The sequence below is a fragment of the Streptomyces sp. NPDC002577 genome, assembly GCF_053594815.1.
The window spans coordinates 26,215-46,395 of sequence record NZ_JBSFWK010000032.1; the positions used below are offsets into that span (position 1 = coordinate 26,215).

Consider the following 20,181-nt stretch of genomic DNA (forward strand, 5'->3'; position numbering starts at 1 on the left):
CACAGCGTCAGCCGGGTAGGCGTCCCTTGCTGCGCATGGCCGTGCGGACGCGTTCCTCGGCGAGGCTGCGGGCCGCCGCGTGCGGAGTGGTGTCGCGACGCTCGGCTTCTTCCAGAACGGTGACGGCGTTCGCCCGCAGCCGCTGGGAGATCGCCTCGAAGGTGCGGGGGGTCGGGCCGGAACCCGGAGTAGCGGACGTCCATGGCGTAGGCGGCGGCCGCGAGTCCGGCTCCGACGCCTGGAAGGCGTACATGCGCTCGGCCACCAACACCGTCAACTACTCCAGCCGGCTCTCCCTCGCCCGGCCGCCATCGGGCGAGGCACCCAGCGGGGCGGTCCAGGCCGAAACCTTTACCCATGATCTGTCCGTTATGTTGGCTATGGAGAAGAATTTCCGGATCGTCCACCGCGACGAGAACGACTGGACCATCGTGGAGATCCACGGCGAGGTGGACGTGTACACCGTGCCGCAGATCCGCGATCACGTGGTCACGCGCATCGAAGAAGGCCGCCTCCGCGTCATTCTCGACCTGCGCCGGGTGACCTTCATCGACTCGACCGGCCTCGGAGTGTTCGTCGGAATCCTCAAACGCATCCGCGAACGCGACGGCGAGTTGAGGCTGGTGATCGCCAGCCAGACCGTCCGCAGGATCTTCGACCTCACCAGTCTGTACGGCGTTTTCCCCATCTACGACTCGCTCGACGCCGCGTTGACCGCTGCGTGACTGCCGAAGAGGGACGAGCCGGTGGAGAGCCGCCGCCGCACCTCAGAGATAGTGAGTCCTGACAAGAAAGATGTAACGAGCAGCCAGGACGAGCGTGGATACGAGCAACAGCAGTACCGACGGCAGCGGTGCCGACAACGCCGGGACGGAGGAGAGCAGCCCCGACGCCGGCGCGGATACGCCCCCCACGGCAACAGAGCCGGTGAGGCCCCGCGGGCGCGGATGGCGCCGTTGGATGATGGACACCCGGCCGCTGCGCCGCCCAGCCTTCCGCAGGCTCTGGACCTCGACCATCGTCACGGCTGTCGGCAGCCAGCTCACCGCCGTCGCGGTGCCCAAGCAGATCTACGACATCACGGGCTCATCGGCGTGGGTCGGATACGCGAGCCTCGCCGGACTCGTTCCGTTGGTGGTCTTCGCGCTGTGGGGCGGCGCGATCGCCGACAGCATGGACCGGCGCAGACTGCTGCTGCTGACCAACAGCGGCATAGCCGTCACCTCGCTGCTCTTCTGGGCTCAGGCCGTCACCGGCCTTGACTCCGTGCCGGTGCTGATGGTGCTGCTCGCCCTTCAGCAGGCGTTCTTCGGCCTCAACTCCCCCGCCCGCAACGCCTCCATCGCCCGACTGGTTCCCAAGGACGAGCTGGCCGCTGCGAACGCGCTCGGATCGACCGTCATGCAGACGGGGCTGGTGGCCGGACCGCTGCTCGCCGGTGCCCTCATCCCCCTCATCGGCCTTGCCGAGCTCTATCTGATCGACGCCCTGGCCCTGTGCGTCACCGTGTGGGCGGTCTGGCGCCTCCCCGCGCTGCCGCCCTTGACGGGGGCGGCGTCCGGGCGCGCGGGGTGGCGCGAGGTCATCGCGGGCTTCCGCTACATCGCCCAGCGCAAGGTGCTGCTGCTGTCCTTCCTCGCCGACATCATCGCCATGGTCTTCGGCATGCCGCGGGCGCTGTTCCCGCAGCTCGCTGCGGAGACGTACGCCCCGTACGGCGAGGGTCTGGCGCTCGGGCTGCTGTTCGCGGCCATCCCGATCGGTGCGGTGGCCGGCGGCCTGATGTCGGGCACGTTCTCCCGTGCTCGCCGGCACGGACTGATGGTCATCGCGGCGGTCGTGGCCTGGGGTGCGGCCATCACGGGATTCGGGCTGAGTACCAGTCTGTGGGTTGCGGTGGTGTTCCTCGCCGCCGCCGGAGTCGCCGACATGGTCTCCATGGTCTTCCGTGGAGCGATCCTGCTGTCGGCCGCCACCGACGAGATGCGCGGCCGGATGCAGGGGGTGTTCACGGTGGTGGTCGCGGGCGGCCCGCGGCTTGCCGACGTGCTGCACGGAACCGCCGCTTCGGTCCTGGGAGTACGTACGGCTGTCGCCGGCGGTGGCCTGCTGGTCATCGCCGCCATGCTGACCATGGCCGCCACGATGCCGGCCCTGCGCCGCCATCGGTCCTGATATCCGGACAACCGGGACGGCCCGAGGGCTTGGTGCGCCGCCACACGGTGCGCGGCGGGGCCAGGACGCGTGCCCGGAGGTCCGCCACAGTCAGGCCGCGTGCCTGCGGCGGCGACGGCGGGCGGCGATCGTGGCGGATCGCAGTGCGGGGGGGTGTCGGCCCGTACCCGAACCCGCGGGCGCTGATCATCGAGGCCGTCGCGGCCCTGTTCGACGACGTCTGGCGTGGCTGCTTCCGCTCCGGGCCTGATACACGAGAGGCCCGGCCGGGCGTGGGTGGCGCCCGGCCGGGCTGTGTTGTGCGCCTGCCTCAGTGGACGGCAGCGGGCTTACCTTTATCGGCGTAGGCGAAAGTCCCACGCGGTGGCGTCCTACGCGGTGGCGGACTCCTGCTCCGCCTCCACCTGCGCGGCCCACTCCCGCTTCGTGGACTGCCAGCCGTCCTCGTTGTGGCCGAGCCGCCAGTAGCCCGAGACCGACAGGTCCTCGCGCGGGATCTGCCGCTCCACGCGCAGCAGCCGGCGCAGCTCCTTCACGAAGCCGGCCTCTCCGTGGACGAACGCGTGCACCCGGCCCGCGGGGAACTCCAGCGCGCACACCGCCTCGACCAGCGCCTCACCCACCGGCCGGTCCCCGCGGTGCAGCCACACGACGTCCGCGTCCGAGTCGATCCGCTGCTCCTCCTCGGGCCCGGCCACCTCGACATAGGCACGCACGTCGGCACCGTCGGGCAGCGCCTCCAAGGCGGTCGCGATCGCGGGCAGGGCGCTTTCGTCCCCGGCCAGCAGATGCCAGTCGGCGCCGGCGTCCGGCGCATAGCCGCCACCGGGACCCATGAGCCGCACCACGTCGCCCGGCTGCGCCCGCACCGCCCACGGCCCGGCGAGGCCCTCGTCGCCGTGGATCACGAAGTCCAGCGTCAGCTCACGCCGTTCGGCATCCCAGGCGCGCACCGTGTACGTCCGCGTCACCGGCCACTGCTCAGGCGGGAACTCCGCGCGGATCGTCTCCATGTCGAACGGCTCCGGGTAGCTCACGCCCTCGGCCGGGATCAGCAGCTTCACATAGTGGTCGGTCCAGGTGCCCGCCGTGAACGCGGCGAGCCCCTCCCCGCCCAGCACAAGGCGCTGCATGTGCGGGGTAAGCCGTTCGGTCCGCACCACCTGTGCGGTGTGCGGCTTCCGAGGCCTGCGCGCCGGTCGCTCAGTCATGACTCTCCCCTTGTCCCTTATTTAGACTCACTAAACCAGCATGATGCGGTGATGTTACGATCGCCAACCATCAACAGGAAACTTGATAATCGGGTGCGTCACCGGCGCGAATACGACGAATGGGGAACAGTCGGCGCGCCGGCTCGAGCAGCCACGTAACGGAGACCGGTTCGACCGGACAGAACGAACGGAGCCGCATGTCCATCCTGGCCCGGCCGGCGGTGGCCTCCATCGCCGCCAAAGCGCTGCAACGTCTTTTCCTGCTGGCGCGCCGACGGGCCTCCGGGCCCGGTTCTACGGCGTCGCGGCTCGCCCGCTTTCCGGATCTCCCGCGCAAGACGCGCGAGTTGACGATCCCGACCTCGGTCGCCCCGGCCCGCGTCACGGTGTACCTGCCCGGCTCCGCTCCGGACTCCCCTCCGCCCGTCCACGTGAACTTCCACGGCGGCGGCTACGTCCTGCAGGGCGCGGAGATCGACGACGCGCTGTGCCGCTGCCTCGCCGCGCAGGCAGGAGTGGCCGTGGTCAACGTGGAGTACGTCGTCGCCCCGCAGCACCCGTTCCCCGCCCCGCCCCGCCAGGCGTACGACGTCGTCCGCTGGGTCGCCGAACACGGCGCCGAGCAGGGATGGGACGGCAGCCGCCTCACGGTGGGCGGCCAGAGCGCCGGAGGCGGACTCGCCGCGGCCGTGGCGCGCCAGGCCTTCGAGGAGAGCGGGCCTTCGATCGCCCTGCAGGTCCTCCACTACCCGCCGCTGGATCTCGCGACGAACGCCAAGGACAAGCGAGCCGCCATAGCGAAGCCGATGCTGCGCCCATGGATGGCGGAGATCTTCGACAACTCCTACGTGCCGGACCCGCGGAAACGCACCGACCGGCTCGTATCGCCCGCGAACCCGGCGGACACCGCCGATCTCAAGGGCATCGCCCCGGCCCTGGTCATCACCGCGGAGTTCGACCTCCTCAGGGCAGAGGGCGAGCGCTACGCGGAACGTCTGCGGAAGGCAGGCGCCCTGGTCGAGCACCACGACGTGGCCGGAGCCGATCACGGGTACGACGGCGACGACGACGAGAAGGCCCGGCAGGTCTATGCGCTGATCGCCCGGCATGTACGGAAGGCCGTCGGCATCGAGGCACCCGACGCCACATGAGCCGATGCGGGATGTCGCCGGCCGTCCCTCCCGGAACGGCCGGCGACGTTCAGCGGTCCCCGCACGGCGCCGCTGCCCGGCCACCCGGACTTAGAGGTGCTCACAAAATGGGCGCCCGGCTCGAGACGCCTGGCACGCACGCTCGCCGCGTTGCCGAAACACCCTAGTAGCTCCGCTACGAGGGTCTTCCGGCGCCTTGCGATCGCACGCACCAGACGCCTCGAGCTGATCGGACTCCCATTTTGTGAGCACCTCTTACACGGTTCCGGGCAGCGTGACGCCCAACTCCCCTGCCTTTTCCGTCAGTTCGCGCCACACCTTCGGCGCCACCGGCACTCCCTTCGCGCCACGCTCCGCGGCCACCGCGGCGCTGCGCTCACCGGGGTAGAACACCCCGGCCGCACCGTCCGCCGTCGGCAGCCCCTTGAGGGTGCTCAGGGTGGTGTCCACGGCCGCGGTGAAGCCGTCCGCGCCGCCGAAGGCCGCCGGGTCGAGCGCGATGAGCAGCGCGTTCTGGCGGTGCTTACGGCCCTGGGGGGCGTCCGAGTGGAAGGCGGAGAAGATCGGCGCGCCCACGAGCACGCTGGTCAGCAACTCGAAGGCGAGCGACATGCCGGACCCCTTGGCGCCGCCCAGCGGCAGCGGCATGACCGCCTTCTCCGGGTCGGTGGTCGGGGTGCCGTCCTCGGTGGCGGCCGCGCCCTCCGGCAGCGGGGTGCCACTCGCCTTGGCCTGGCGGATCTTGCCCAGCGCGATGGTGGCGGTGGCCATGTCGAGGAGCAGTGGGGCGTGGCTCGACGACGTAGCGGTGGGTACGGCGATGGCGAGCGGGCTGGTGGCCACGGCCGCGCCCTTGACCCCGGTGTAGCCCATGTTGGGCATGCCGGCGACGAAGCCGATGCCGATCAGGCCCTGTTCGGCGATCTTCGACACGTAGTAGCCGATGGCGCCGGTGTGGACGGTGCGGCGCACGCCCACGGCGGCGATGCCGGTGGTCCTGGCCCTGGTCACGGCCTCCTCGGCGGCCGCGGTGAGGGCGACCGGGCCGGGTGCGCGGTCGGCGTCCAGGACGGCGGCGGCCGGCGTCGCGGACTCGACCGTGATCTCGGCCCCGGCGTTGGCCACACCCTTGGCGAGCAGGTCGAGGTAGGCGGGGACGCGCGCGATGCCGTGCGATTCGACGCCGCGCTGAGCGGCCCAGACGAACACGTCGGCGGTGGTGCGGGCGTGGTCCGGGTCGAGGCCCCCCTTCTCGAGGAGGGCGGCTGCGAAGGTGCGCAGCTCCTCTGCGGGGACCAGGACCTTCCCCGGCTTGGGGGTTGGGGTGTTGCTCATGGTGGCGGGTGCCTCCTGGGTCAGCGGGTGACGAGAACGTCGACGACGGCGGTGGTGCCCTCGGCCACGGCCTTGAGGGCGCGCTCCAGCGCGGGCGTGAGCGCGTCCGGCGCGTCGGCGGTCTCGGTGTGCATGCCGAACGGCTCGGCGAACTGCGCTAGTCGGGGCAGCCGGTGCAGGTCGGTGCCGAGCCACTCGCCGGTCTCCGCCGCCGCGCCATCGGGGTAGAACCGACGGTGGTTGAGGTTCATCGACTTGTAGACACGGTTGTTGAAGACCACGATCAGCAGCGGCAGGTCGTACGCCTTGGCGGCGTCGTACGACTGGATCACCGGGTTGTACGCGAACGCCCCGTCGCCGATCGTGAGCACCACCGGGCGCCCCTTGGCCGCGAGCTTGACGCCGAGCGCCACCGCGATGCCCTGGCCGAGCCCGCCCTGCACGTAGAAGTACGAGTCGGGGTCGGAGGTCTGGACGTGGCGCTTGACGACGCGGCTGTGCGTGATGGTCTCGTCGACGACGATCGCGTCCTGGCCGTGGAGCAGCCTGCGCAGCGTCGCGGCGACCAGCACCGGGTCGATGCCCTCGGCCTCGGCGGCCTTCGCCTCGGCTCCGGCGATCGCGGTCTGCTCGGCGGCGTGCCGCTCCTCCTGCGCCGCTCGGCGCGCGGCGACGGAAGCCTCATCGAGATCCTTCGCACGCTTGGCCAGCTGGCGCAGCGTGTTGGCGACGTTGCCCTCCAAGTACCGGTCCGCGAACAGAACCTGGTAGACGACGTGCGGGCGCTGCGGCACCTCATCGATCACGACGATCTTCGCCTTGGACGGGCGGCGCGACGGCGGGTAGAAGGGAGCCCGGCAGTTGACGAGCAGGATCAGGTCCGCCTCGTCCATCCACGGGCCGATGTCGCTGCCCGCGTGCAGCGGGTGGGTGCGCGGGAAGTTGCCGCACACCGCCGAGTCCGGCTCGACGACCGGGATGTCCCACGCCTCGGCGAAGGCCACCAGGGCCTCGAATCCGCCCGCCTCACGACCCGCCGTCTCCGTGACGATCACGGGGTTGACCGCCTCGCGGATCATCTGGGCGACGGGGTCGACCTCTTCGGGCGAGCTGTGCGTCGAGCCCGGCTGCACGATCGGCTTGGCCTCGCGGCCGTCCCACTCCTCGAGGAGGATCTCCAGCGGGATGTTCAGGTACGCCGGGCCCGCGGGTGCGCGCCAGGCCAGCTCCGCCGCGCGCGTGATCATCGTGGGCAGGGTGTGGACGCTCGCGGCCTCGTTGGACCACTTGGTGAACGGCTGGGCGACACCGTGCGGGCCGCCCACGATCGACAGGTTGCGGTACCACTGGCCGCCCGGGTCCTTGCCGGGACCGTCGCCGTACGTGGCCGACTCCGAGGAGCTGACCACCATCGGGACGCCCGCGAGGAGCGCGCCGTGGACCGCCATCGAGCCCTGCAGCAGGCCGGGGGCCGCGTGCAGCAGGACGCCCTGCGGCCGGCGCTTGACGAGTCCGTAGCCGGTGGCCATGCCGACGGCGACGGTTTCGTGCGTCAGGTCGAGGTACTGCGGGCTGGGAGCCCTGTCCCGGTGGTGCCGGGCGAGGGACTCCCACACCGGGGCCCATTCGGACCCCGATGAGCAGAAGATGTAGTCGGCGCCGACGGCGTTGAAGGCGGAGACGACGGCGTCACCGCCGTCGGTGCCTGGGGTGTGCTGGGTGTCCGTCATCTCGTGTGGTTCCTCAGCCCTCGATCGGCCAGTTCAGGACCTCGGAGATACCGCGGCCCATGATCCATTCAAGCTCCTCGGGCGTGAAGTCCCAGTGCTTGGTGAACTGCTCGATCGTGTCGGTGTAGGTGATGCCGTGGCCGAGCAGGCGGGTGATGTCGGTGCCGTAGAAGCACCGCTGCGGGCCCATCTTGTCGACCATCTCGCGCACGTACTTCTGGATGTTGTTGTTCGGGAAGGGCTGCGTCGAGTAGCCCGGGAGCGCCGACACCTTCACGTAGATGTTGGGGTGGGCGGCCAGGTCGGCGGTCTCCTGGACCCAGTAGCCGATCGCGTCGTCGACGCAGCGGGCCATGATGCCCATGTGGTCGATGATGATCTTCAGCTCGGGGTGCTTCTCGGCGATCTGGCCGAGCTCACGCTTCCAGATCGGCGCGTGGACCATGGTCGGGATGCGCAGCTCCTCGGCGATCGGCCAGTACCAGTCGTTGGTGCCGTCGATCATCCAATTGCGGTCCTGCGGCCGGTGGAAGGTGAGGCGGGTGCCCTTGACGTGCGGGTTCTGGGCGAAGTCCGTCAGCATGGCCTTGCCCTCTTCGGGCTTGTTCTGCGGAATGCGGGCCATGATGCCGAAGCGGTCCGGGTGGGCCTCACATGCCTCGAGGGCGTAGTCGATGCGGTCGCCCTCCCACGACGGGGGCAGGATCAGCGCGCGGTTCACGCCGGCCTCGTCCATCAGCTCAAGGGCCTCCTCGTACGAGAAGGGGTCCTCGCGGTGGCCGTTGAGGCGGATGCGCTCACGCGCGCCCGGCACCCAGGGGCGGTCCGGGGTCTCTTCCTTCCAGATGTGGATCTGCGTGTCGACAACGAACATGGCTTCAGCTCTTTCTCTTCGAAGGGGGGTGGTGGGGCGGTGCGGGAGGAACGCTAGGCGGACCGTGAGCCCTTGCCGAGCCCTGGGAGTGCAAGCTGTTGTTGCGCGGAAGTGCGCTGCAGGCAGGGCATTTTGAGGTTGCTTCAGAAGTCGCCGAAGACGGCGCCGACGATGTGCTCGGCGATCGCCATGGAGGCCGTGGCCGCCGGCGAGGGAGCGTTGCGCACGGCGGTGATCCGGCCCACCTGATGGATACGGAAGTCGTCCACGAGGGTGCCGTCCCGGTCCAGGGCCTGGGCGCGTACGCCCGCGCCACCGCGGACCACGTCCTTCACACCCACACCGGGGACGTACAGCTTGGCGTCCTTCATGAAGGACGCCATGGAGAAGGAGCCCTTGTACTCCTTGATGCCGGTACGCCAGTGCTGCGCGGCCATCTTCCAGGACCCGGGGTACGCGGCGAGGCCGATGAGATCGCCGGGCGAGATCCTGCTGCGCCGGTAGCCCTCCCTGGCCAGGGCCAGGACGGCATTGGGCCCGACCTCCACGGAACCGTCGACCCGTGGGGTGAAGTGCACGCCGAGGAAGGGGTAACGCGGGTCCGGCACCGGGTAGACGAGCCCGCGCACCAGGTCGGTCTTCTCCGGTTTGAGCAGCATGTACTCGCCGCGGAACGGGATGATCTTCGGCTCCTGCTTGTCCTGGGCGAGCCCCGCGACGGAGTCCGAGTGGAGGCCCGCGCAGAGGATCAAGCGGTCGACGCGGACCCTCTCCTGCCCGGAGGCCACCTCGATCCCGTCCGGCACGGTGGTGATGCCCGTGACCGGGAAGCCGAGCCTCACCTCGCCGCCCGAGTCGACGATGTCCTTGGCGAACGACCGGGCGATCGCCGGGTAGTCGGTGATCGCGGTGCGCGGGGAGTGCAGGGCCGCGACGCCGCCGGCGTTCGGCTCGGTCTCCTTGATCTCCTCCTTGGAGAGCTTCCGCAGGTCGGGCACGTGGTTGTTCCTGGCGCGCTCGTAGAGGTTCTCCATGCGGCCGAGCTCGTCCTCACGGACCGCCACGACCAGCTTGCCGATCTGCCGGTACGGCAGTTCCCGGTCCTGGCAGTACTCGCGCAGCAAGGACACGCCGCGCACGGTCAGGTCGGCTTTGAGGCTGCCCGGCGTGTAGTAGATCCCGGCATGCACCACGCCCGAGTTGTGGCCGGTCTGGTGGACGGCGACCTCCTGCTCCTTCTCCAGCACCACGACGCGGGTGCCGGGGCGGCGCAGGGCGATCTCGCGGCCCGTGGCCAGACCCACGATGCCGGCGCCGACGATGCCGATCGTTTCGTCAGCCATCGGCATCCTCCTCTCTTGTGAGGCGTCTCGCGATCGTCAGGCGCCGAAGTGGATGGCGACGGTCTTGACGCGTGTGGAGAAGCGCAGGACCTCGTCGCCCTGCTCCTTGTAGGCCGTACCGGAGTCGCGGAACCCGCCGAAGGGCAGGTGCACGTCCCAGCCGGTGGTGGTGGTGTTCACTGCGATCTGCCCGCACTCGGCCTCGTCGGCGAAGCGGTGGGCGGATGCGAGGTCGCGGGTGAAGACGGCGGCGGCGAGGCCGAAGTCGGAGTCGTTGACCGCCTCGACGGCCGCCGTGAAGTCGTCGACGGCGCGGACGGCGAGGACCGGGCCGAAGACCTCCTCGCGCCAGATCGCCGTCTCGGGGGTGACGTCGACGAGCACGGTCGGCTGTACGTAGCAGCCGTGCGCGCGGTCGCCCGCGGTGTCCGCCTGGCCGCCGGCGAGGACGATGGCGCCCTGCTCCATCGCGCGGGCAAGGTCGGCGAGGACGGAGTCGCGCTGCTTCGGGCTGGACAGCGGGCACAGCGTGGTGGCCGGGTCGCTGCCCGGGCCGACCTTCAGGGCCTTGACCTCTGCGACCAGAAGGCGGGTGAACTCCTCGTACACCGGCCGCTCGACGATGACCCGGCTGGTGGCGGTGCACCGCTGCCCGGCCTGGCCGAAGGACGCTGCGACGACGGCCTTCGCGGCCGCCGGCAGGTCGGCGTCCTTCAGGACGACGGAGGCGTTCTTGCCGCCGAGTTCGCCCTGGAAGCGGACGTTGCGGTCGGCGAGGCGGCGGCGGATGCGACCTCCCACCACGTTGGAACCGGTGAAGGTGATGCCGACGATCCGCGGGTCGTCGAGGAGTGCTTCCTCGATCTCGGCCGTACGGCCCGTCACCACGTTCAGGACACCGGCCGGCAGGCCCGCGTCGTGCAGGGCGCGCGCGAAGTGCAGGCCGGAGAGCGGGGTCTCGGTGGCCGGCTTGAACACGGCCGCATTGCCCGCGGCGAGCAGCGGGGCGAGCTTGCGCGCCGGGGTGATCAGCGGGTCGTTCCACGGGCTGATCACCAGGATCACGCCGATGGGCTCGCGTTGGGTGTGGGTGCGGTGGTTCGGGCGGGCGTCGTGCAGCAGCGTGCCGTAGCCCTGGCGGGCCAGCCCCGCGTAGTACTCGAGGAAGTCGGCGGCCTTCAGCGTCTCGCCGCGGGCCTCGGCCAGGGTCTTGCCGTTCTCGGCGGTGACGTCGGCCGCGATGTCCTCGACGCGCTCGCGGATCAGCCGTGCCGCGTCGGTGAAGATCCTGGCCCGCTCGAAGGGGCTGGTGCGCTTCCAGACGGCGAAGCCGCGCTCGGCCTGGTCGTAGGCCCGGGTGACGTCCTTGGCGGCGAGGGCCGGGATCCGGGCGATCGGGGTGCGGATGTCGGCCGGGTCGCGGACGTCGATCCACTCTCCGGTAGTCACCCACTCTCCGCCGGAGAGCGCTTCCAGGGTACGCATTGAAGATCACTTCCTTCGTCCGCCGCGGTGCGGGTCCGCGGTCTGCACAGGGAGCGGCCGAACGGGCCGGATGCGACAACACACCATGTCGGGGCGGGGCCACCAGCCCCGCGGCGGCAGGCATTGGTTGCGCTGCACGCGTGCCGTACGGCGCGCGGCCCGTGCTGGAATCGGCGGGCCCGATCCCGTAGATCAAGACCGTTGGATCAAGGAGGAGACCGATGGCTTACGCAGTCGTCGCCCACTACCGCTGCGAGCCCGCCGACGAGGACACCGTGCGCGCCGCGCTGCTGAAGATGCGCGAGCACACGCGGACGGAGCCCGGCAACCTGGCGTACGAGGTGCACGCCGAGGAGGGCCGGCCGGGCGGGTTCGTGCTGTACGAGCAGTACAAGGACCGCGCCGGGTTCGACGCGCACGCGGCCGCGGACCACTTCGACGAGCTGATCGTGCGCACGGTGCGGCCCCTGCTGACCGAGCGCACGGTGACGTTCGCCGAGGTTCTGTAGGACCGGCGGACAGGCCACGGGGCCGGGCGGCGGACACGCCCCCCGGCCCCGGCTGCTGCCACCGTGTCAGAACTCGTTGCCCCAGCAGTAGCGGGCGAGGGTCTCGACCAGGACGAGCTTGCGCCGCTGGTCCTCGGCGCCGAGCAGCGGACGGGAGGCCGAGTCCGCGAAGCCGCGCGAGGGCGCGATCGCCATGTCCTCGATGTCCTTGATCTCGGCGGCGACGTCGATACGGGTCATCACCGTGTCGATGTCCTCGAGTTCGGGCACGGACGCGTCGACCACGGTGAGGCACACGTCCCGGTCCTCGGGCAGGGCCTTCAGCAGGTCCAGTTCGGCCGGGGTGTCCTGGTAGTACGGCAGGACCCAGCGGTCCGCCGGCACAGCTCCGTACAGTTGCTCGGCCTTCGCGCGGTCCACCGCGGCGGGGGCCTCCCAGCCGGCGCAGAGGCCGATCCGGACGCCCTCGGGGCGGGTGTCGAGACGGACGGCCAGGGCCTCGACGGCGAGGGCGTCCTCGAACGAGAGTGTTCCCGGGGCAGGGGCCTCGGGGGCGGTCTGGGCGAGCAGGAGCGGGTTGTCGAGCTGGATGAGCTTCACGCCGCGCGCCACGAGCAGCTCGATCTCGGCCTGGATGATCTCGGCAAGCGCCTCACCGAGTTCGCGCGCCGATGCGGGGCCGCCGGAGCCGGCGAGACCCGGCTCGAAGCAGGTGGCGGCAAGATACGCGGGCGATGGCAGCGATGCCTTGGCGGCGATCTGAGTGAGGCCGGCCACCGTGCCCGCCCAGTCGGCGAGCAGCGGTCCCTTCGCCTTCGGCAGGGACTCGGCCATCCAGTGCGGCAGGCCGTCCACCGTCTCCTCCGTACGGCGGAAACCGGAGACACCGTCGAACACGGCGCTGCGGAAGTCCTCACGCGGGAAGTGGCCGTCCGTGACCACCGTGGAGCGCAGCTTGCGCTGGAGGACCACCGCTTCCTTCACCGCGCCGAGCTCGGCCTCGCGCAAGGCCGCCTCGTCGATCTCGCCGCGGGCGAACTGCTCGCGGGCGGCGAGGAGTTCGGCGGGACGCACCAGGCTGCCGTGGTGGTCGATGCGGTAGTTGAACGTATCCGCCATGGCTCAGACGCCCTTTCCGGAGTTCTCGGCCGGCTTGCCCGCGACGCCCCACGCAGGGAACTCCAGCTCGTAGCCGAGGGATTCGAGGACCTCGTCGGCGACCTGCTGGTCCTCCCCCGCCGTGCCGCCGGCGACGCCGAGGCCGCCGATGATCTCGCCGTCCTTCTTGATGGTGACGCTGCCCTCGGTGGCCATGATCGGCAGCGCGGCACCGGGCAGCTGGGAGAGCTGCGAGAAGAACACCGGCTGGCTCTCCTGCCACTTCTTCAGCATCTTGCCGGGCCGCTGCATCACCGCGGCGGTGTAGGCCTTGGCGCGGGCGATGTCCGGGGTGAGCGGGCGGGCGCCGTCCGAGCGGCGGATGGCGACGACGAAGCCGCCGGCGTCCACCACGGCGACGCTGAACGCCTTGCCGACGGCCTGGCCGCGCTTGAAGCAGGCGTCGATGATCTCTTCGGCGCCGTCGAGGGTGAGCTTGCTCATGCTGCTTCCTTCTGCGTGGTGAACAGGCGGCGGAGCTTCGCGACCGCGGCGTTGTACTTCTCGGGGGCCTCCCAGTACATGGAGTGGGGGGCGTCCTCGACGATCTCGAGGTGCGAACCCTCGACCAGCTCGTGGGCGCGCCGGACGGTCTTGACGCTCAGGACGGCGTCCTTCTCGCCCGCGAGGAAGGCGACCTTCAGCCCGGAGGCCTTGATCTCGTCGAGGGTCGGGCCGTCGGTGTCGAGGTTGCGCAGGTCGGCCATCTTGGCGACGTTGAAGGTGCCCATCTGGTGGAAGAGGAAGGTCAGATCGGGGCGGTCCTGCTGGAACTGCTTGGTGAGCAGCCGGTCGATGACCGGCAGCTTCACCGCCTCGGCGCGGTCGGCCTTGGCGAGCTCGGTCAGCTCCGGGTGGGCGATGGAGCCGAGGGAGTGGCCGAGGACGACGGAGTCCACGCGCTCGGGGCGGGTGAGTCCGGCGCGCAGGGCGGCGACGGAGCCGATGGACTGACCCACCAGCATCACGTCGGTGAGGTCCTCCTTGTCGAGGACGGCCACAAGATCGCCGGGGAAGTCCTGGCCGTCGAACTCCGGCATGGACGATTCAGACGTGCCGAAGCCGCGCAGGTCCACGGTGACGACCGTGAACTCGTCGCGCAGCGCCGCGACCTGTTGCCACCAGGCGGCGTGGTGGCCGCCGGAGCCGTGCACGAGCAGGATCGCCGGACCGCTGCCGTGGCGCTCGTAGTAGATGGAGGTGCCGTCGGAGTCGGCGAAGGGCATGGGGGTAACTCCTAGCGAGCTGCGGTCAGTTGGGGCGCTTGGCGTGGTAGACGAGCTCGATCATGGTGTGGTCGGGGTCGTGGATGTAGCAGAACTTGGACTGGTTCTCGGGGCGCTCGATCGGGCGTGTGTGGCGGATGCCCAGCTCCTTGAGGTGGTCCAGGAACTCGTCCCAGTCGTCGACCTCGACGGCGAAGTGGTAGGGCGCCATCCGCTCCATCTCCTCGACCGGCGTGAAGTGCAGGTCGAAGTTGCCGCGGGTCATGAGGACGACGCGGGTGTTGGACTTGGGCTGGATGCGCTTCATCCCGAAGACCTTGGCGTACCACTCGGCGGTACGGTCCGGGTCGGTGGTGGGGAAGTTGACGTGGTGGATGTAGCGGGGTTCCCTGCTCATCGCTTGCTTCCTTTCAGGGGTGTTCAGGGGAGGACCGACTCCTCGACGGGCTCCTCGTGCACGGGGTTGGAGAGCACGCCGATGCCGCTGATCTCGATCTCGACGGTGTCGCCGGGCTCCAGTTGGCAGGTGGCCTCGGCGCCCATCCACAGGACGTCGCCGGGGTGCAGGGTGAGGTGCCGGCTCATCTCGACGATGAAGTCGTAGGGGTCGAAGACCATGCCGCCGGTGGCGAACTCGGCCCGTGTCTCGCCGTTCACGCGCAGGGTGGTGGTCTGGGCGAGGGCGTCGACGGAGGTCTCGATCCAGGGGCCCATCGGCTTGAAGGTGTCGCTGTTCTTCGCCCGCCAGAAGGTGCGGTCCTGGTGCTGCCAGGTGCGGGCGCTGACGTCGTTGCCGATGGTCCAGCCGAAGACGGCCTCGCGGGCCTCGTCGTACGTGGCGTGGCGGACGGTGCGGCCGATGACGGCGACCAGTTCTGGCTCGGCCTCGAAGCGGCCGGTGACCTCCTTGGGCTTGACGATGGGCGAGCCGTGCCCGGTGAGCGCGTTGTTGGCGCGGTAGCCGATCTCCGGGCGCTCGGGGATGACCGCCTTGGTGTCGCCGAGGGCGCGGGCGTGCTCGATGTGCCGGGTGTAGTTCATGCCGACCGCGTAGAAGACGGACGGGACCACCGGGGGCAGCCAGCGCGCGCCGGCCACCGGGACCTTGCCGGTCACCTGCGGGATGCAGTCGAGCGGAGAGCCGGAGAGCAGCTCGAGTACGTCTCCGTCGACCCGAGCCCAAGTCGGCTGCCCGTCGATCTCGATCCGGGTGTACCTCATACAGCGGGCGCTCCCAGCCGGTGCGAGATGCGCTTGGTGATCAAGTAGGAGTCCAGGGCCTCCGGGCCGCCCTCGCGCCCGTAACCGCTCTCCTTGACGCCGCCGGAGGGCGCCTCGTGGACGGATCCGCCGCAGTGGTTCACGGAGAGGATGCCGGCCTCCAGCTCCCGGGTGGCGTACTCGGCGGTGGCGGCCGATTCCGTGAAGGTGTAGGCGGCCAGGCCGTACGGGAGAGAGTTGGCGACAGCGAGCGCCTCGTTCAGGTCCGTGAAGGGGACGATGGGGGCGATCGGGCCGAAGGGCTCCTCGATCATCAGCTCGGCGTCGGCGGGGACGTCGGTCAGGACGGTCGGCGCGAAGAAGTAGCCGGGCCGCTCCAGGCGGGTGCCGCCCGTGCGGACGGTGGCGCCGCGCTTGACGGCGTCGGCGGTGAGGCGCTCCAGTGCGGCCAGGCGCCGGTCGTTGGCGAGCGGGCCCATCCTGGTGCCCTCGGCGAGGCCGTCGCCGACGACGACCGCTTCGGCGGCCTTCACGAACTCGGCCGTGAAGTCCTCGTAGAGGCTCTCGTGGACGAGGAAGCGGCTGGGCGAGGTGCACACCTGCCCGGCGTTGGCGAACTTGGCCTGGGCGGCGCGGCGGGCGGCCTCGGCGGGGTCGGCGTCCGCACAGACGATCACCGGGGCGTGGCCGCCCAGCTCCATCAGGGTGGGCTTCATGACCTGCCCGGCCTGGGCGGCCAGCAGCTTGCCGACGGGGACCGAGCCGGTGAAGGCGACGAGGCGGATGGCCGGGGAGGCGATCAGGTGGGCGGAGACCTCGGCGGGCTCTCCGAAGACGATGTTGAGCACGCCGGCCGGGACGCCCGCGTCCGCGAAGCAGCGCACCAGCGCGCACGCGGTGGCGGGGGTCTCCTCCGAGGCCTTGATGATGATGGAACAGCCGGCGGAGAGAGCGGAGGAGATCTTCCGCATCGGCCCGCCCGCCGGGAAGTTCCAGGGGGTGAAGGCGGCGACCGGGCCGACGGGCTCGCGGCGCACGGTGAGCAGGGTGCCGGGTTCGGAGGGGATGACGCGGCCGTACGCGCGTCGGGCGTCGTCGGCGTGCCAGCGCAGGGTTTCGGCGACGCGGCGGGCCTCGCCGGTGGCCTCGGCGAGCGGCTTGCCCTGCTCCAGGGTCATGATCCGGCCGACCTCGGCGGCGCGTTCGGTGAGCAGGTCGGCGGCCCGGTGCAGGATCGCGGTGCGGCGGGCGATCGGGGTGTCGCGCCAGGTGCGGAAGCCCTCTTCGGCGGCGGCGAGCGCACGGTCCAGGTCGTCGGTGGTGGCGAGCGGGACCTCGCCGATCGCCTCTTCGGTTGCGGGGTTGATGACAGGGGCGGTCTGGCCGCCGCCTCCCTGACACCACTCACCCGCTATGTACAGGTTGACGGTGGGATATCCGGTCTCGGTCACGGTCTCAGTGCTCATGGGTGCAATGCCCTTTCAGGCTCGCGAAGAATGGGGGCGGCACCGGGTGCGGCGCGCGCCTTGCCCGGATCGGCTCAGCGGGCAGCCGGGGCCTCGGCGTCGCGGTTGGTGCGCAGCGCCCAGATGGTGTGGGGAGGCGCGGTCTTGTGCACGCGGGTCTCGTAGCTGTCGTCGACGCGGTCCATGTCGGCCGCGTACTCCACGCGGCCGCCGCACGGGGCGTGCAGGAAGCGGAAGACGTTGGAGCCGATGGTGTGCCGGCCGAGCTTGCGGGCCTCGCGCCAGCCGCTGTCGATCATGTGGTTGCCGCCCTCGATGACGTCGTCGAAGCCGGGCACCTCGTAGGCGACGTGGTTGACCCCGGCCCGGTCGGGGCGGTGGCAGAGCAGCATGGTGTGCTGGTCGTCGTCGCCGGGGGCCTGCATGAAGACGCCCATCGGCTCGACGACGTCGGTGGGGCGGAAGCCGAGCCGCTCGGTGTAGAAGGCGACGGCCTCCTCGCGGCCCTGCTTGGGGATGTTGAGGGCGACGTGGCACATGCGCAGCGGACGGACCTGGCCGATGGTCTCCAGTGCCGTGTTCCACCGCCGGACGCTGCCCGAGACGTTGCCGGGGCGGGGCTCGACGGCGAGCCCCCGCGCCCGGGCGAGGGTGAGGCCGACGCCGAAGCCGGTCTCGTCGACGGTGTGGTGGACGCCGTCGGCGCTCTCGCGCACGGTGCGGTCGCGCCCCGACCCGGCCACCAGCCGGTCCAGCTCCTCGGGCGTGTCCACGCCCCAGACCACCTCGCGCAGGGTGGGTCCCGGCTCGACGGGCTCCGGGAGCCACGGGCCGGGCCGGGTCTCCAGGTGGAGGGTCTGGCCGGCGAGCGTCTCGAATACGGCGTGCTCATCGGTCCGTTCCACGAGGAAAAGGCCGAAGTCCGTGAAGAAACGGATGCATTCCTCGAGGTTCTCGATGCTGTAGGTGACCGCCTCTATGCGCTGGATGCCCATCGGTTCCTCATTTTCCGTTCATTGCCGGGGATTTCCCGTTCACTGCCGAGGAATACTCCCGGCCACGGATTCCCGGTGATCTTAGATGTGCCGTCAGGCAGCCTCAACGGCTGCGCGGCGCAGGGTGTGCAAACGATGTTTGCGAACGCGGCACCCTTCCTCACCTCTTGATGCTCGGAATGGGATTCCTGGAGAACCAGTCGGTCAGGAACTCCAGGAATACGCCGATCTTGCGGGGCGTCGCCTGGCCGGGACCGTAGATCGCGTACAGCGGGCGGTCCGGCACCGGGACGGCGGGGAGCAGGACCTCCAGGGCGCCGGAGACCAGGTCGTCGTAGGCGGGCCGCTGGGGCAGCAGGGCGATGCCGCGGCCGTGGACGGCTGCTTTCTGCAGCGCGATGTAGGAGTTGGACTGGAAGGAGATGTTGCGGATCTTGTGCAGGGTCGAGGTGTGTCCGTGGCCGAGGCGCCAGACGGGGTCGTTGACGTGCACGAGGCATTCGTGGGCGCCGATGTCGTTGGGCTCCTGCAGCGTTCCGTTGGCGGCCAGGTAGTCGCCGGAGGCGCAGAGTACGAACGGCAGTGAGGCGATCTTCTTCAGCCGGACGCTGGAATCCCTCAGGTCACGAGTGTGGAAGGCGACATCGAATCCGCTGTCCAGAAAGTCGTAGGTACGGTCCGACATTCCGCCGAGTTCGAAGCGGACCTGGATTTTCGGGTGGGCCGCGGAGAACGCGGCTATCGCGTCGCCCAGGTCCAGGCTGCCTATCCATTTGGGGCAGATGATGCTGAGTGTTCCCTCGGCGCGGTCGTGGAGCTGCGCTATGCCGGCGTCCTCGGTGTCGATTTCGTCGAGTATGCGTGCGGCGAAGGCCGCGTAGCGCTGGCCCGGCTCGGTCAGACTCACCGAGCGGGCGGTGCGGTTGACCAGGCGTACGCCCAGCTGCCGTTCCAGCTCCGCGACGTGCCGGGAGACGAGAGACCCGGAGGAGCCCAGCTTCTTCGCCGCACCGCTGAACGAGCCCACCTGGGCGACGGTGACGAAGCTGTGCATGACGAGCAGGCGGTCCATGGGTCCCTCCATTGCCCCCGCGGCTGAAACAGATCCGGGGCCGGTCGAACGTACGGGTGGTGCGGGTGGTGCCGACGGGCGCGGGCGGCGCTTTGCCGCCCGCGCCCGGGAGGAGCGGGGCGCCTTGTCCGGCGGAGCCGTTGCCGTGCAGGGAGACGGGCGCACCGCACCCGGCATTACTTCGGGCAGTACTGCGGCGCCTCGTCCAGGTTGTCTTTCGTGATCAAAGTAAGGGGAACCTTACTGACCTTGTCAACCTTCTTGTCGCCAAGAAGGTCGACCGTGCGCTCGACGGCGGTCTGCCCGATGACCAGGGCAGAGTTGGCGACGGTCGCGGAGAGCTCCCCGGACTTGACGGCCGCGATGCCGTCCTCGGTGCCGTTCACGGAGACGATCTTGACGTCCTTGGCGCCGGCGGCGTCGAAGGCCTTGCGGACGGCGAGGGCCATCTCCTCGTTGGCGACGAACGCGTAGTCGAGATCGGGATGGGCCTGGATCATGTTCTCGGCGACGTCCTGCGCCTTGGCCGGGTTGAACATGCCGGGCTGGTTGGCGACGACCTTCGCGTTGGCCGGCAGCGCTCCCTTCAAGCCGCCGACCAGCAGGTCGGAGGCTGCGCCCGGGGCGCCCGCGACGATGCCGACCGTGACGTCCTTGCCCCCGGCGTCCTCGGCGATCCATCCCGCGTCCAGCGAGCCGACCTTCTTCAGGTCGACCACGGCGGCACCCAGCACGTTCGACATGTCGTCAGTGGCCACAGAAGTCAGATAGATCGGAATGCCGGCGCTCTTGGCCTTGGCTATGTCGCCTTCCAGTGCGTCGACATTGACGGTCTGCACGATCAGGGCGTCCACGTTCCGGGAGATCATGTCCTCGATGTTGGACAGTTCGGTCCCGGCGTCCTGCTTGGAGTTGGCCGAGTAGACCTTGGCCCCTTTCTCCTTGGCCGTCTGCTCGATGGACTTCAGCAGACACGAGTGGAAGTGCGTGTTGGCGCCGTTGACGAATCCAAGGGTGATGGAATCGTCGCTCCCGCTTCCGGACTCGGAGCCGCAGCCGGAGAGCACCAGGGCGGCGGCGCCGACGAGCGAGGCCACGACGGTGATGGGGGTCCCCCCGCGCGAGCGAATTCGAGCGTGGGGGAGGGGGCGGGCGGTGGGCTTCATGGAGTTGGCCTTTCCTGCATCGTTGAAGAGAAGGTGCGGGCACGGAATGGGCGGACAAGGACCG

20 protein-coding genes are annotated in these 20,181 nt (G+C 70.1%); 4 read left to right on the top strand and 16 right to left on the bottom strand.

Features of this window, described 5'->3' with window-relative positions:
- Positions 1 to 7 precede the first annotated feature (7 nt).
- Complete coding sequence (locus ACWD4J_RS30480) at positions 8 to 265, bottom strand: hypothetical protein (RefSeq protein WP_451398667.1); 258 nt, start codon at positions 263 to 265, stop codon at positions 8 to 10.
- On the opposite strand from ACWD4J_RS30480, the gene ACWD4J_RS30485 reads away from it, so the two are divergent.
- Positions 252 to 725: an STAS domain-containing protein gene (locus ACWD4J_RS30485; RefSeq protein WP_451398668.1), complete on the top strand. Its 474-nt coding sequence runs from the start codon at positions 252 to 254 to the stop codon at positions 723 to 725. The two genes, ACWD4J_RS30480 and ACWD4J_RS30485, sit on opposite strands and share 14 nt — an antisense overlap.
- A 94-nt stretch (positions 726 to 819) precedes the next feature.
- Positions 820 to 2,175, top strand: a complete 1,356-nt coding sequence (locus ACWD4J_RS30490) for an MFS transporter (protein WP_451398669.1) — start codon at positions 820 to 822, stop codon at positions 2,173 to 2,175.
- Positions 2,176 to 2,546: 371 nt separating this feature from the next.
- Here the strand turns inward: ACWD4J_RS30490 and ACWD4J_RS30495 are convergent, their stop codons facing one another.
- A complete protein-coding gene (locus tag ACWD4J_RS30495; RefSeq protein WP_451398670.1) occupies positions 2,547 to 3,386 on the bottom strand; it encodes a siderophore-interacting protein in 840 nt (279 codons plus the stop codon).
- Positions 3,387 to 3,583: 197 nt separating this feature from the next.
- Here ACWD4J_RS30495 and ACWD4J_RS30500 point away from each other — a divergent pair, with 197 nt between their 5' ends.
- Positions 3,584 to 4,537: an alpha/beta hydrolase fold domain-containing protein gene (locus ACWD4J_RS30500; RefSeq protein WP_451398671.1), complete on the top strand. Its 954-nt coding sequence runs from the start codon at positions 3,584 to 3,586 to the stop codon at positions 4,535 to 4,537.
- 255 nt (positions 4,538 to 4,792) lie between these two features.
- On the opposite strand, the gene ACWD4J_RS30505 is transcribed toward ACWD4J_RS30500, so the two are convergent.
- From ACWD4J_RS30505 to ACWD4J_RS30525, 5 genes are all read right to left on the bottom strand, one after another.
- The gene (locus ACWD4J_RS30505) at positions 4,793 to 5,872 is read right to left on the bottom strand and encodes an Ldh family oxidoreductase (protein ID WP_451398672.1); all 1,080 of its coding nucleotides are present in this window, start codon (positions 5,870 to 5,872) and stop codon (positions 4,793 to 4,795) included.
- Positions 5,873 to 5,892: 20 nt separating this feature from the next.
- A complete protein-coding gene (locus ACWD4J_RS30510; protein WP_451398673.1) occupies positions 5,893 to 7,602 on the bottom strand; it encodes a thiamine pyrophosphate-dependent enzyme in 1,710 nt (569 codons plus the stop codon).
- Between the two features lie 13 nt (positions 7,603 to 7,615).
- A complete protein-coding gene (locus ACWD4J_RS30515; protein ID WP_451398674.1) occupies positions 7,616 to 8,476 on the bottom strand; it encodes an amidohydrolase family protein in 861 nt (286 codons plus the stop codon).
- A 143-nt stretch (positions 8,477 to 8,619) separates the two neighbouring features.
- Positions 8,620 to 9,819, bottom strand: a complete 1,200-nt coding sequence (gene lhgO, locus ACWD4J_RS30520) for an L-2-hydroxyglutarate oxidase (RefSeq protein WP_451398675.1) — start codon at positions 9,817 to 9,819, stop codon at positions 8,620 to 8,622.
- A gap of 36 nt (positions 9,820 to 9,855) precedes the next feature.
- Positions 9,856 to 11,304: an aldehyde dehydrogenase family protein gene (locus ACWD4J_RS30525; RefSeq protein WP_451398676.1), complete on the bottom strand. Its 1,449-nt coding sequence runs from the start codon at positions 11,302 to 11,304 to the stop codon at positions 9,856 to 9,858.
- A gap of 221 nt (positions 11,305 to 11,525) precedes the next feature.
- Between ACWD4J_RS30525 and ACWD4J_RS30530 the strand changes: the two genes are divergently transcribed.
- Positions 11,526 to 11,813 (top strand): putative quinol monooxygenase, encoded by a 288-nt coding sequence (locus tag ACWD4J_RS30530; protein WP_451398677.1) that lies wholly within the window; start codon positions 11,526 to 11,528, stop codon positions 11,811 to 11,813.
- Between the two features lie 66 nt (positions 11,814 to 11,879).
- Here ACWD4J_RS30530 and ACWD4J_RS30535 read toward each other — a convergent pair whose 3' ends face one another.
- The 9 genes from ACWD4J_RS30535 to ACWD4J_RS30575 all read right to left on the bottom strand — a co-directional run bounded on the left by ACWD4J_RS30535 (position 11,880) and on the right by ACWD4J_RS30575 (position 20,117).
- A complete protein-coding gene (locus ACWD4J_RS30535; protein ID WP_451398678.1) occupies positions 11,880 to 12,932 on the bottom strand; it encodes a methionine synthase II (cobalamin-independent)-like protein in 1,053 nt (350 codons plus the stop codon).
- A 3-nt stretch (positions 12,933 to 12,935) separates the two neighbouring features.
- Positions 12,936 to 13,415 (bottom strand): GlcG/HbpS family heme-binding protein, encoded by a 480-nt coding sequence (locus ACWD4J_RS30540; protein ID WP_451398679.1) that lies wholly within the window; start codon positions 13,413 to 13,415, stop codon positions 12,936 to 12,938.
- Complete coding sequence (locus ACWD4J_RS30545) at positions 13,412 to 14,197, bottom strand: alpha/beta fold hydrolase (protein ID WP_451398680.1); 786 nt, start codon at positions 14,195 to 14,197, stop codon at positions 13,412 to 13,414. The genes ACWD4J_RS30540 and ACWD4J_RS30545 overlap by 4 nt, the downstream gene beginning before the upstream one ends.
- A 25-nt stretch (positions 14,198 to 14,222) precedes the next feature.
- On the bottom strand, positions 14,223 to 14,594 hold the full coding sequence (locus tag ACWD4J_RS30550; RefSeq protein WP_451398681.1) for a VOC family protein: 372 nt from the start codon (positions 14,592 to 14,594) through the stop codon (positions 14,223 to 14,225).
- 23 nt (positions 14,595 to 14,617) lie between these two features.
- Positions 14,618 to 15,418 (bottom strand): fumarylacetoacetate hydrolase family protein, encoded by an 801-nt coding sequence (locus ACWD4J_RS30555; protein ID WP_451398682.1) that lies wholly within the window; start codon positions 15,416 to 15,418, stop codon positions 14,618 to 14,620.
- Positions 15,415 to 16,884, bottom strand: a complete 1,470-nt coding sequence (locus tag ACWD4J_RS30560) for an NAD-dependent succinate-semialdehyde dehydrogenase (RefSeq protein WP_451398683.1) — start codon at positions 16,882 to 16,884, stop codon at positions 15,415 to 15,417. The genes ACWD4J_RS30555 and ACWD4J_RS30560 overlap by 4 nt, the downstream gene beginning before the upstream one ends.
- A 74-nt stretch (positions 16,885 to 16,958) precedes the next feature.
- Positions 16,959 to 17,879, bottom strand: a complete 921-nt coding sequence (locus ACWD4J_RS30565) for a VOC family protein (protein ID WP_451398684.1) — start codon at positions 17,877 to 17,879, stop codon at positions 16,959 to 16,961.
- A gap of 160 nt (positions 17,880 to 18,039) precedes the next feature.
- Complete coding sequence (locus tag ACWD4J_RS30570) at positions 18,040 to 18,951, bottom strand: LysR family transcriptional regulator (RefSeq protein WP_451398685.1); 912 nt, start codon at positions 18,949 to 18,951, stop codon at positions 18,040 to 18,042.
- Positions 18,952 to 19,127: 176 nt separating this feature from the next.
- On the bottom strand, positions 19,128 to 20,117 hold the full coding sequence (locus ACWD4J_RS30575; RefSeq protein ID WP_451398686.1) for a sugar ABC transporter substrate-binding protein: 990 nt from the start codon (positions 20,115 to 20,117) through the stop codon (positions 19,128 to 19,130).
- Between the last annotated feature and the right edge of the window lie 64 nt (positions 20,118 to 20,181).